The organism is Streptomyces sp. S3(2020), from assembly GCF_013044505.1.
In the GTDB taxonomy this organism is placed as follows: domain Bacteria; phylum Actinomycetota; class Actinomycetes; order Streptomycetales; family Streptomycetaceae; genus Streptomyces.
This window is the reverse complement of the sequence record NZ_JABERD010000264.1, coordinates 1-11,785: the sequence shown is the minus strand read 5'-3', so window position 1 is coordinate 11,785 and position 11,785 is coordinate 1. Positions and strand designations below refer to the sequence as shown.

The following is an 11,785-nucleotide window of genomic DNA, read 5'->3' as shown; positions in this document are numbered from 1 at the left end:
CCCAGGCACCCTCCGTTCCCCGGCCCCGCCGGCCCCCGCACGGCCTATCCCGTCCCGCTCTTACTGATTGGCCTGCCCATGACCGACACAGTCCCCACGGGGTCGCCGATATCCCAGTCCGCCGGCCCCGACGGCCGGATCGAACTCAGCCCCGGGGCCTACCCCGCCGACAGTCCCTTCGCCAACGAGGACCTGCGTCCCGTACCGGTCGCCGAGCGCAAGTGGACGACGTACAACTTCGCGGCCCTGTGGATCTCCATGGCCCACTGCATCCCCAGCTGGACCCTGGCCTCGGGCCTGGTCGCGCTCGGCATGGACTGGAAGCAGGCCGTCTTCACGATCGCCCTGGCCAACATCATCGTGCTGCTCCCGATGCTGGCCACCGGGCACGCCGGACCCAAGTACGGCATCCCCTTCCCGGTCCTGGCCCGCGCTTCCTTCGGGCTGCGCGGCGCCAACATCCCGGCACTGATCCGGGCGGCCGTGGCCTGCGGCTGGTTCGGCATCCAGACCTGGATCGGCGGCAGCGGCATCTTCGCGCTGGGCTCCAAGCTCACCGGCGGGCACTGGGAGAACGCGGGACAGATCGCCGGCAACCCGTGGCCGCTGTGGCTGTGCTTCCTGCTCTTCTGGGCGCTCCAGATCGCCATCATCTACCGCGGCATGGACTTCCTGAGGCACTTCGAGAACTGGGCCGCGCCCTTCGTCATCGTCGGCGCGCTCGTGCTGCTGATCTGGATCGCGGTCAAGGCGGACGGCTTCGGCGCGCTGCTCGACCAGCCGTCCAAGCTGGGCTGGGGCCCGGACTTCTGGCCGGTCTTCTTCCCGTCGCTCATGGGCATGATCGGTTTCTGGGCGACGCTGTCGCTCAACATCCCCGACTTCACACGCTTCGGTGCCAGCCAGAAGGCACAGACCTGGGGACAGTCCCTCGGACTGCCCACGACGATGACGCTGTTCGCGATCCTCGCCGTGCTGGTCACCTCCGGCTCCGAGGTCGTCTACGGCACGGCGATCTGGGACCCGGTCGAGCTGGCCGCCAAGGCGGACAACGCCTTCGGTCTGCTCTTCGCGCTGATCATCGTCCTCGTGGCGACCATCTCCGTGAACATCGCGGCGAACGTCGTCTCACCGGCGTACGACCTGGCGAACCTGGCTCCGAAGCTCATCAACTTCCGCACGGGCGCGCTGATCACGGGTGTCGTCGGCATCCTGATCTTCCCGTGGAAGCTGATCTCCACGCCCGAGTTCTACATCTTCACCTGGCTCGGCGTGGTCGGCGGTCTGCTCGGCACGGTCGCGGGCATCCTCATCGCCGACTACTGGATCGTGCGGAAGACGGTTCTGCACCTGGCGGACCTGTACACGCCCGGCGGACGCTACTGGTACTCCAACGGCTGGAACTGGCGGGCGATCGCCGCCTTCCTGGTCGGCGGCCTCCTCGCGGTCGGCGGATCGCACTCGGCCGTCGGCGCGGACGGGACCAAGACGGGACCGTTCCCGACCGACGGTCTGATTCCGTTCCTCAAGCCGCTGGCCGACTACGGCTGGGCCGTGGGCCTGGGCGCCTCACTGCTGCTGTACGTCGCGCTGATGCTGCCGAAGGGCAGAGCGCAGGAGGGCATCAAGGCCTGACGGGTCTTTTCAGCACTGGAGGGCGGCCGGTTCTACCGGCCGCCCTCCAGTGCTGCCACCGCGTCCTTCGCCGCCTTGATGGCACCCTTGTTGATCACGTCCGTGTCGGGCGCCTTCTTCGACTCGAAGTCGCTGCCGTTGTAGGTGACGATCACCAGGGCGTTGGAGGCCTGCACGACGACCGTGCCCTCGCGGGTCTGCTGCTTGTCCTCGGTGGTGAGGTTCACGACCGAGTAGCCCTGGTCACCCAGGCCCGGAACGTCCCCTCCGCCGCTCTTCTCCTCGGTACGTTCCTTGTACGACTTCTGCGCCGCTTCGTCCGAGTCCATGATCTCGAAGGACACGTCGAGCCAGCGGTAGTCGTACCCCTTGAGGGCGTTCCAGGAGCAGGTGCGGCGGAGCTGCGTATCCGTCGACGGGATCTCCTTGCCGGCCGTCTTGGCGCCCGGCACCAGGGACTTGACGGTCTTCGTGGCGATGCTGCCGCACGGCGAGGGGGAGGCGGCGTACGCCTTCGAGGCCGCCGCCGTCGCCGGGGCCGAGGCGGACTGCGTGGTGCCGCCCTTCGGCGCGGAGTCGTCGTCGGCACTCGGGGCCGGGGCGGAGGAGAGCGACCAGCCGGCGGCGGCGAGCACGACGACCGGGGACAGACGCGCGGTCAGGGCGAGCGGCAGAGGAAGGGAACGCACAGGCGCACTTTTCCGTGGGGGACGGTGCGGAAGGTGTCCGAACTGCGGACGGGACGCCAGTGTCACACGACTCCCTGTGGGGCGGAAGTGCCAACTCGCTCCGTGTGTGCGCGGTGACTGCGGCCCGTCGCTGACGCGTCGTGTGTCCCGTTATGTCCGCACGGAGTTGCGGGTGAACGCCGATTCGATCCGGTCGACCGCCAGGAACGCCCCGTACGCGACAAGGCGCACCAGACAACCGTCGGTGTGTTCGGGACGACGCCAGGCGGCCACGTCCTCGTCCGTGATCCGGTACGGCGCGAGGGCGGCCAGCAGCGCGAGACGGGCCCCGGGCCGCTCGCGCCGGTCGGGGAAGGGGTCGGGGGCGAGGGACGGATGCGCTCCGTCCCAGTCCAGCATGACCTCCTCCACGAGGTCCTGGTCGTCGGCGTCGAGCAGGGCGCCACCCGCCATGGCCGCCCTGAGCAGCGCCGCGTAGGCGGGACCGACGGCCGTGCCGTCCGCCCACGCGGGGGACTCGCCGGGGTCGGGGAGGTCGAACAGCGCGAGTGCGGCGCCGGGGCGGGCCGGGCGGCGTACGGTCCGGGCCAGCGTGCGGCCCGCGAGGCTGCGGACCGCGCGGAACCGCTGGACATTGCCCGGCAGCAGGTTCTCGGTCACCAGCGCGGACACGATCCGGTTGATGAAGTGGAAGGTGAGCGCGGTGCCGAGGTAGCCGGGGGCGTGCCCGCCCGGGAACGGATGCGGTCCGGGGCCGAGGCCACCCGGTACCCGGGTCAGCTTCCCCCACTCCAGCACGCGCGCGTGCTCCTCGTCCTCGGGCCGCTCCCCGCGCGCGAGACGTTCGGCCAGGGCGTGGTCGCCGGTGGCGTGCAGCAGCATGGTGTGCGCGTCCACGCAGAACGGGCACCGGTTGGCGAGTGACACCCCGAGCGCCGCCAGCTCCTTGCCGGTGCGGCTGCCGGGACCCGCGATCAGCGACTCGCGCATCAACGCCCAGGCGGGGGCCAGGAGTTCGGGGGCGGAGGAGAGGACCACGAAGGTGACCGGCTCGGCGATGCCGAACTCACGGGCGAGCTGCTCGTAGACCTCGGCGACGCGACCGGTGGCCGCCTTGGGCGACTGTGGCTCGGTGTAGCGGAAGGGTGTGGACATGGACAGCATGGTGCGCCGGGCCGGCGCCCGCGGTCGTCGTACGTCCGAAGGGAGTTGACGCTGCGTCGGCCGGGCGGGACGAGCCCCCGGTGTACTACGGGGGGAGTAGTCGCAGAGTTGTCCACAGGGCTGACGCGGGTGTCGGCGCGGGCCTCTACTGTGCGGACATGGGCGGGCACATGGTCACAGAGAGCAGGTTCGCCGACGCGGCGCTGGCGGTCGTGGTCGGCGCGTTGGCGATGACCACGGTCGCCTTCGACGGGGACATGGGATGGCTGGACTACGGGCTGGTGGCGGTCAGTTCGGCCGCGCTGGGCTTCTACCGGGCCGCCCCACGGGCGGTACTGGCCGTCTCGACCGCCTTCGGCGCCGCCTACGTCCTGCACGCGCAGCCCGGACTGCCGGCCGCCCTCCCCGTCCTGGCCGCCGTGCACACGGCGGCCAGGGTCGGGCACCGAGGCTGGGCTCTCCTGGCGAGCGGGCTGTACCTGGCGGCGTACGTGGCGACGGGCCCGGCGACCCGGGACGTCGTGGAGAACGCGGCGCTGCTCGCGGGCTGGTTCCTGTTCGCCGCGGTGACCGGCCTCGCCGACCGCAACTGGCAGGCGTATCTGCGCCAGACCGAACAGCGCGCCCTGGAGGCGGAACGCACCCGGGAGGAGGCGGCGCTGCGCCGGGCCGGTGAGGAACGCCTGCGGATCGCCCGGGAGTTGCACGACTCCCTCACGCACAGCATCTCGATCGTCAAGCTCCAGGCGGGCGTCGCGGTGCACCTCGCCCGCAAACGGGGCGAGGAGATACCGCCCGCCCTGCTGGCCATCCAGGAGGCGAGCGGCGAGGCCATGCGGGAACTGCGGTCCACGCTGGAGGTCCTGCGCACCGACGAGGTCGTCGGCACGCCCGCACTGCTGGTGGAGCGTGCGCGAGCCGCCGGACTCGCGGTGGACCTGACGGTGACGGGCGAGGAGTGCGAACTGGGCGCGACGGTCGAGAAAGCGGTGTACCGCACCGTCCAGGAGGCGCTGACGAACGCGGCCCGGCATGCCGGGCCGGCCAAGGTGCGAGTGCGGCTCGCCTACGGGGAGCGCCAGGTGACGGTGGCCGTGGAGGACGACGGGAACGCCGCGCCGGACCGGCCCTTCGCACCCGGCATCGGACTGACCGGCATGCGGGAGCGGGTGACGGCGCTCGGCGGGACCCTGCACGCGGCACCGCGCACCGGGGGCGGCTTCGCGGTGCGCGCCGAACTGCCGGTGGGGGAGGCCGGATGATCCGGGTGGCGCTCGTCGACGACCAGGCGCTGATGCGGGCCGGCTTCCGGGCCCTGCTGGACGCCGAGGACGGCATCGAGGTGGTCGGCGAGGCGGCCGACGGGGAACAGGGCCTGGCGCTGGTGCGGGCCGAGGTACCCGACATCGCGCTGGTCGACGTACAGATGCCGGTGATGACGGGCATCGAGGCGACACGCCACATCGCCGCGGACCCCTCACTCGCCGGTGTACGCGTGGTCATCCTCACCAACTACGGCCACGACAGCTATGTCTTCGAGGCCCTGCGCGCGGGCGCCAGCGGCTTCCTGCTGAAGGACACGGACCCGGCGGACCTGCTGCAGGCGATCGAAGTGGTGGCGGGCGGCGAGGCGTTGCTGTCGCCGTCGGTCACCCGCACCCTGATCGGCGAGTTCGTCTCCAGACCCCCGGACCGCGCCACGGCCCCCGGCCTGGAGTGCCTCACCCCTCGCGAACGCGAGGTGACGGCCCTGGCCGCGCGGGGGCTGACCAACGAGGAGATCGCCGCGCACATGGTCATCAGCCCCTTCACGGTCAAGACGCACATCAGCCGCGCGATGACGAAACTGGGAGCGCGGGACCGGGCCCAACTGGTCGTGTTCGCCTATGAGTCGGGGTTGGTACGGGCGCGCGAGTGAATCCCGGTGGGGAGAGCGGTGGGGATGAGCGGACATCTCCACACGACGGGCACACGGCCCGCACGGCCTCCTTCGTACGATCATGCGCAGCGCCGCCCCCGCAGCGAGGAGCCCGCCCGTGTTCACCACCCGGCCCACCCCGAGGCCCCCGCGCACCGAGGAGCTCACCCTGCCGGGCTTCCGAGCACGGCCGACCAGGTGGTGACGGTCGGTGGCGCGCCCCAGATTCTCCCCGCGGGCCCGTTTCGCTCTGGCACAGGCCCGTCGATGTACCCGAACACCGAGGACAGGTATGCGATTCACGACTCGTCCCACCTTGAGCGGCACCTTCGGCATGGTGTCCTCCACCCACTGGCTCGCCTCGCAGTCGGCGATGGCCGTGCTGGAGAGCGGCGGCAACGCCTACGACGCGGCCGTGGCGGGCGCGTTCGTGCTGCACGTCGTCGAGCCGCACCTCAACGGGCCCGCCGGGGAGGTACCGATCCTGCTCGCCCCGGCGGACGGTGAGGTACGGGTGCTCTGCGGGCAGGGCGTCGCCCCGGCCGGGGCCTCCGTCGCGCACTACAAGGGGCTCGGGCTGGACCTCGTCCCCGGAACGGGCCCCCTCGCGGCCGCCGTCCCCGGCGCCTTCGACGCCTGGATGCTCCTGCTCCGCGATCACGGGACCAAGTCCCTCGCCGAGGTGCTCCAGTACGCCATCAGGTACGCCGAGGACGGGCACGCGCCCGTGGAGAACATCGGGGCGACCGTCGAGACCGTCCGCGAGCTGTTCGAGACCGAGTGGACCTCGTCGGCGGAGATCTATCTGCCGGGCGGACGGGCGCCCCGGCCCGGCGAGCTGTTCCGCAACCCCGCGTTGGCCGCCACCTGGAAGCGACTGCTCGCCGAGGTCGACACGGCGGGCGACCGGGTCGCGCAGATCGAGGCGGCGCGGGAGACCTGGCGGGCCGGGTTCATCGGCGAGGCGCTCGTACGGCAGGCACAGCGACCCACCATGGACACCAGCGGCGAGCGGCACGCCGGCACGCTGACGGCCGACGACCTCGCCGGGTGGTCCGCGACCTACGAGACCCCGGCGACGTACGACTGGAAAGGGTGGACGCTCTGCAAGGCCGGGCCCTGGAGCCAGGGCCCGGCGCTCCTCCAGCAACTCGCCCTCCTACCGGCGGAGTTGCCCGCATACGGGTCCGCCGACTACGTCCACCTGCTGATCGAGGGCTGCAAGCTCGCCATGGCCGACCGGGAGGCCTGGTACGGCGACGCGGCCGAGGTCCCGCTCGACGAACTGCTCTCGGACGCCTACAACGCGGGACGGCGGACCCTGGTCGGCGACAAGGCCTCGTACGAACTGCGGCCCGGCAGCCCCGGCGGTCGCGCGCCAAGGCTGTCCGCGCACGCGCACGTGGTCACCTCGGACGACCCCGGCTTCAGCCCCATGGGGGCGGGGGAGCCCACCGTCGCCAAGAGCCCGGCCTCCCCGGTGCCGGGCGAGCCCGGCGTCGCCGCCGACGGCACCACCCGCGGCGACACCTGCCACCTCGACGTCGTCGACCGCTGGGGCAACATGGTCGCCGCCACACCCAGCGGCGGCTGGCTCCAGTCCAACCCCGTCGTGCCCGAACTGGGTTTCCCGCTCGGCACCCGGCTCCAGATGACCTGGCTGGAGGACGGCCTGCCTAACTCGCTGACGCCGGGCCGCCGCCCCCGGACCACCCTCACGCCGTCGATCGCACTGCGCGACGGCGTGCCCGTCATGGCCTTCGGCACGCCCGGCGGGGACCAGCAGGACCAGTGGCAGCTGCACTTCTTCCTCGCCGTCGCGCTGCGCCCGGCGGTGCGCGGGGGCCTCGACCTCCAGGGTGCGATCGACGCGCCCAACTGGCACAACGACAGCTTCCCCGGGTCCTTCTACCCGCGCGGCATGCGGCCGGGCAGCGTGACGGTGGAAGCCCGCACGGACGCCGGGGTCGTCGAGGAGTTGCGGCGGCGCGGGCACGACGTGACGGTCGGCGACGCCTGGTCGGAGGGGCGGCTGTGCGCGGTCGCCCGGGACCCGGGGACGGGGATCCTCTCGGCGGCGGCGAATCCGCGGGGGATGCAGGGGTATGCGGTGGGGCGCTGAGTTCATCTCGGTCGTTTGAGTTCATGGCGGTCGTCTGAGGCTGCGGCGCCTGGGTACGGCGTCGGTGTCGCTCCCGGCCGGTGCTCCTATATCCCGGTATTCAGCGTGATTCCACCCACAGTCCACCTATCGGGTGGGGATTGTCAGTGGGGCGTGCTCTCATGGAGTCATGATCGAAGACATGGAAACCATCGACGAGTTTCTCGCCCGCCACTCGGCCGACGTGGAGGAAGCGGTCCGCAAGGCCGCCGCGGCCGAGATCATGCCCCGCTTCCGTCAGCTCGCCGCGCACGAGGTCGACGAGAAGAGCGGGCCGCACGACCTGGTGACGGACGCCGACCGGCTGGCCGAGCAGCACCTCACCGAGGCGCTCGTCGCTCTCCTGCCCGGCTCCGTCGTGGTCGGCGAGGAGGCGGTGCACGCCAACCCGGCCTCGTACGAGGCGATACGGGGCGACGCCCCGGTCTGGATCGTCGACCCGGTCGACGGGACACGGCAGTTCGTGCGCGGGGAGGACGGCTTCAGCACCCTGGTCGCGCTCGCCCAGGGCGGCGTGCTGCGCGCCTCGTGGATCTACGCGCCCGCCCGTGACCAACTCGCCACCGCCATACGGGGCCAGGGCGCGTTCCTCGACGGCGAGCGACTGTTCGCCGGACCGCCGCAGCCCGGCCGGGACCTCGAAGTGGCCACCTCCCACCCGGACTACACGACGGACGAGCAGAAGCGCGCCCTGCTGGGGCTGTGGACGGACGGCATCGCCCCTCGCGCCTGCGGTTCCGCGGGTCTGGAGTATCTCGCCATCGCCCGCGGCCAGTTGGACGGCACCGCCTTCTCCTGGGAGGCGGCCTGGGACCACGCGGCGGGGCTGCTCCTCGTCGAGGAGGCGGGCGGTGCCCATCTGACACTCAGCGGCGAGCCGTTCCGCATCACCGGCGGCAACGCCCTGCCGTTCACCACGGCACGGGACGCGGCGACGGCGCGGCGGATCGTGGGGTTGCTCGCGGGCGGCGTCTGAGGCGGGGGGTGTGTGCAGGGGTGAGGGTGCGTGGGTGAGGGTGGCTGAGGCGCCACCCGTGGTGACCGACGGTGCGCCGCCGACAGCTCGCCACCGTCGGTGACCGTGCGGACACCGGCTGCGCTCGACTCCCCCGCGACCCGGGACTGACGGTGCCCCGTCATATCCTGATCCAGTGGCCATCGGCTGACGAAGGGGTCCGAAGGTGCCGTCGATGCTTGACGCATGCGTGGTGGGTGCGGGACCGAACGGACTGACCGCTGCCGTGGAGCTGGCCCGCCGCGGCTTCTCCGTGGCCCTCTTCGAGGCACGCGACAGCGTCGGCGGGGGAGCGCGCACCGAGGAACTCACCCTGCCGGGCTTCCGGCACGACCCGTGCTCCGCGGCCCACCCCCTGGGCATCAACTCGCCCGCGTTCCGCGCCCTTCCGCTGGAGCGGTACGGCCTGGAGTGGCTGCACGCCGACCTCCCCATGGCCCACCCCTTCACCGACGGCACCGCCGCCGTGCTGTCCCGTTCGGTCGCCGAGACGGCCGCCTCGTTCGGGCCGCACGACGCGGGGGCGTACCGCAGGCTCGTCGAGCCGTTCCTGCCCCGATGGGACACCCTGGTCCGGGACTTCATGTCGCTGCCGCTGACCGCGCTGCCCCGCGACCCGGTGACCCTCGCCCGTTTCGGCCTCGTCGGTCTGCCCCCGTCGACCTGGCTGTTGCGCCGCTTCCGCGACGAGCGCGCCAAGGCACTGTTCGCCGGTCTCGTCGCGCATGTCATGGCGCCCCTCTCCGGCTTCGCCACCGGCGCCGTCGGCCTGGTCTTCGCGCTCGCCGCGCACGCCCGCGGCTGGCCCGTCGCCCGGGGCGGCTCCCAGTCCATCTCCGACGCCCTCGCGGCCTACCTCAAGGACCTCGGCGGCGTCATCCACACCGACTACGAGGTCAAGCGCCTCGACGACCTGCCGCCCGCCCGCGCCTACATCTTCGACACCTCGCCCACCGCGCTGGCCCGCATCGCCGGCTTCGGCCGCTACTACGACAACTACCGCTACGGCCCCGGCGTGTTCAAGGTCGACTACGCGCTCGACGGCCCGGTGCCCTGGACCGCGCCGGAGCCCCGCACCGCCGGGACCGTGCAGATCGGCGCGAACGCCGCCGAGATCGGCACCGCCCTGCGCGCGGCGTCCCGGGAGGGCAGGGCCCCCGACAGACCATTCATGATCACCGTGCAGCCCAGCGTGGTCGACCCCACCCGGGCCCCCGAGGGCAAGCAGGTCTTCTGGGCTTACGGCCATGTCCCCAGCGGCTGGACCGGGGACCTCACCGACGCCATCGAGCGCCAACTGGAGCGTTTCGCCCCGGGGTTCCGCGACCTGGTCCTGGCCCGCGCGACCGCCGGGCCGCCCGAACTGGCCGCCCGCAACGCCAACTATGTCGGCGGCGACATCGGCTCCGGAGCGGTCAGCGGACTACAGATCCTGCTGCGCCCCAAGCTCTCCCTGTCGCCGTACGGCACCCCGCACCCGGCCGTCTTCATCTGCTCGTCCGCCACCCCGCCGGGCCCGGGAGTGCACGGCATGTCCGGGCACAACGCGGCGAAGGCCGTGTGGCGGAGGCTGCGGCAGACATGAGGGCGCGCCGGGCACGAGGAAGGCAGACATGACCACCATCACGTTCGTCCAGGGCGACATCACCGGCGAGACCGCTGACGCCATCGTCAACGCGGCGAACTCCTCGCTGCTGGGCGGCGGAGGAGTCGACGGCGCCATCCACCGCCGCGGGGGTCCGGCGATCCTGGACGACTGCCGCAGGCTCCGCGCCTCGCACCACGGCAAAGGCCTGCCGACGGGCCGTGCCGTCGCGACCACGGCGGGGAATCTGCACGCCCGCTGGGTGATCCACACCGTGGGACCAGTGTTCAGCCCATCCGAGGACCGCTCCGACCTGCTGGCCTCCTGCTACCGCGAATCGCTGCGCGTCGCCGACGAACTCGGCGCCCGCACCGTCGCGTTCCCCGCCATCTCCACCGGCGTCTACCGCTGGCCGATGGAGGACGCCGCCCGCATCGCCGTGGCGACGGTACGGGCCGCGCAGACCGAGGTCGAGGAGGTCAGGTTCGTCCTCTTCGACGAGGGTGCGTACGGGGCGTTCGCCGCAGAGGTCGGTTGACGCGGACCTCGACTGATGCGGGCGTCGGCTGACGGGGGCGTCGACTGATGCGGGCGTCGGCTGATGCGGGCGAACGCACGCGACCGGGCCGCCCGGAGATTCCGAGCGGCCCGGCCGGTGAAGCCGTCTACACCACGGGCGGCACCGGCAGCGGCGGCAGACCGCCGAGGAGACCGGTGACCAGTCCCAGCACCGGGGACAGCAGGCCGGTGACCGCGCTCAGCACTCCGCCGAGGTCGAGCGAGGTCAACGCGCTGATCAGGCCCTGGACCGCGGACGTGAGCGAGGACAGCAGGTCAGCCACGGGGTCGGCCGCCCGGGTCATGGACCGGTCGGCGGGGCTGTCCAGGTTCCTCAGCCGCTCCTGGACAGTGGCGTTCCAGGCCCGCAGCTCCTCCGCGTACGCGGCCGCCGCCTCCGCGTCGAGCCGGGTGCCGTCCAGCTCACCGACGTCGGCGACCGTGTCGAGGAGGGGCGCCAGCGCGTCGTCGTGGTCGAGGAGCGTGTCCGTCCCGGCGGCGGAGTGCGGGGCGGCCTCGCTGATGCTCAGGCCCGGCACCTCTCGGCCCGCGTCGCCGACGGCGGCGGCGGTGCCGGCCGGTCCGAGGATCAGCGCGGCACAGATCAGGGGCGGCACGAGGAGACCGCGGGAGACTAGGGCGCGCATGGAGTTCCTTTCGACGCGCGGAAAGCAGCTGCTCTAGCGCCCACGGTGGGAACCGTCCCGACACCCCGCAACCGATCACACCGCCCGTACCCGCGGGAGCGTCCCGCCGCGGCAGCGCTGACCAGGGACTTTGCCGTAGAACCCGGCTCCTTACGGGTGTCAGCCCCGCGTTCCGCCGTCAGGGGGTGCGGCCCGGCCGTACACCGGCACGAGCACCGCGACCGACAGCCACGGGGCGAGGGTCGCGGGAGTCGCGGCCCAGCCGCAGCCACTGCTGTACATGAGGGGCGGCGAGGTGACCCGGCCAGCCACGCCGGAACCAGTACGGCCTACGGCAGGCCTGCCAGGGCGACGGCGTCGTAGGACCCGCGAAGCCGCGCCGCCCCTCCCATCGAGGCCCCCGGCCTCCCACC

General features: G+C 72.3%; 10 protein-coding genes. 7 read left to right on the top strand and 3 right to left on the bottom strand.

The annotated features are described in order from the left end of the window. Positions 1 to 78: 78 nt before the first annotated feature. Entirely contained in the window at positions 79 to 1,635 is a 1,557-nt protein-coding gene (locus HLK59_RS43725; protein ID WP_171147239.1) for an NCS1 family nucleobase:cation symporter-1, read from the top strand. Positions 1,636 to 1,667: 32 nt separating this feature from the next. On the opposite strand, the gene HLK59_RS43720 is transcribed toward HLK59_RS43725, so the two are convergent. After that, entirely contained in the window at positions 1,668 to 2,324 is a 657-nt protein-coding gene (locus HLK59_RS43720) for a hypothetical protein (RefSeq protein WP_171147238.1), read from the bottom strand. A gap of 150 nt (positions 2,325 to 2,474) precedes the next feature. After that, on the bottom strand, positions 2,475 to 3,479 hold the full coding sequence (locus HLK59_RS43715; RefSeq protein WP_171147237.1) for a carboxymuconolactone decarboxylase family protein: 1,005 nt from the start codon (positions 3,477 to 3,479) through the stop codon (positions 2,475 to 2,477). A 167-nt stretch (positions 3,480 to 3,646) separates the two neighbouring features. Here HLK59_RS43715 and HLK59_RS43710 point away from each other — a divergent pair, with 167 nt between their 5' ends. The 6 genes from HLK59_RS43710 (at position 3,647) to HLK59_RS43685 (ending at position 10,705) form a co-directional block, all read left to right on the top strand. Beyond that, entirely contained in the window at positions 3,647 to 4,750 is a 1,104-nt protein-coding gene (locus tag HLK59_RS43710; RefSeq protein ID WP_171147236.1) for a sensor histidine kinase, read from the top strand. After that, positions 4,747 to 5,406, top strand: a complete 660-nt coding sequence (locus tag HLK59_RS43705) for a response regulator transcription factor (RefSeq protein ID WP_171147235.1) — start codon at positions 4,747 to 4,749, stop codon at positions 5,404 to 5,406. Before HLK59_RS43710 ends, HLK59_RS43705 begins: the two co-directional genes overlap by 4 nt. A 292-nt stretch (positions 5,407 to 5,698) precedes the next feature. After that, positions 5,699 to 7,528: a gamma-glutamyltransferase gene (locus tag HLK59_RS43700; protein WP_171147234.1), complete on the top strand. Its 1,830-nt coding sequence runs from the start codon at positions 5,699 to 5,701 to the stop codon at positions 7,526 to 7,528. 169 nt (positions 7,529 to 7,697) lie between these two features. Continuing rightward, on the top strand, positions 7,698 to 8,543 hold the full coding sequence (locus HLK59_RS43695; RefSeq protein ID WP_171147233.1) for an inositol monophosphatase family protein: 846 nt from the start codon (positions 7,698 to 7,700) through the stop codon (positions 8,541 to 8,543). Positions 8,544 to 8,757: 214 nt separating this feature from the next. Next, positions 8,758 to 10,167 (top strand): NAD(P)/FAD-dependent oxidoreductase, encoded by a 1,410-nt coding sequence (locus HLK59_RS43690; protein WP_171147232.1) that lies wholly within the window; start codon positions 8,758 to 8,760, stop codon positions 10,165 to 10,167. Between the two features lie 28 nt (positions 10,168 to 10,195). Continuing rightward, positions 10,196 to 10,705 (top strand): O-acetyl-ADP-ribose deacetylase, encoded by a 510-nt coding sequence (locus tag HLK59_RS43685; protein WP_171147231.1) that lies wholly within the window; start codon positions 10,196 to 10,198, stop codon positions 10,703 to 10,705. A 127-nt stretch (positions 10,706 to 10,832) separates the two neighbouring features. Here HLK59_RS43685 and HLK59_RS43680 read toward each other — a convergent pair whose 3' ends face one another. Further along, positions 10,833 to 11,372: a hypothetical protein gene (locus HLK59_RS43680; RefSeq protein WP_171147230.1), complete on the bottom strand. Its 540-nt coding sequence runs from the start codon at positions 11,370 to 11,372 to the stop codon at positions 10,833 to 10,835. Between the last annotated feature and the right edge of the window lie 413 nt (positions 11,373 to 11,785).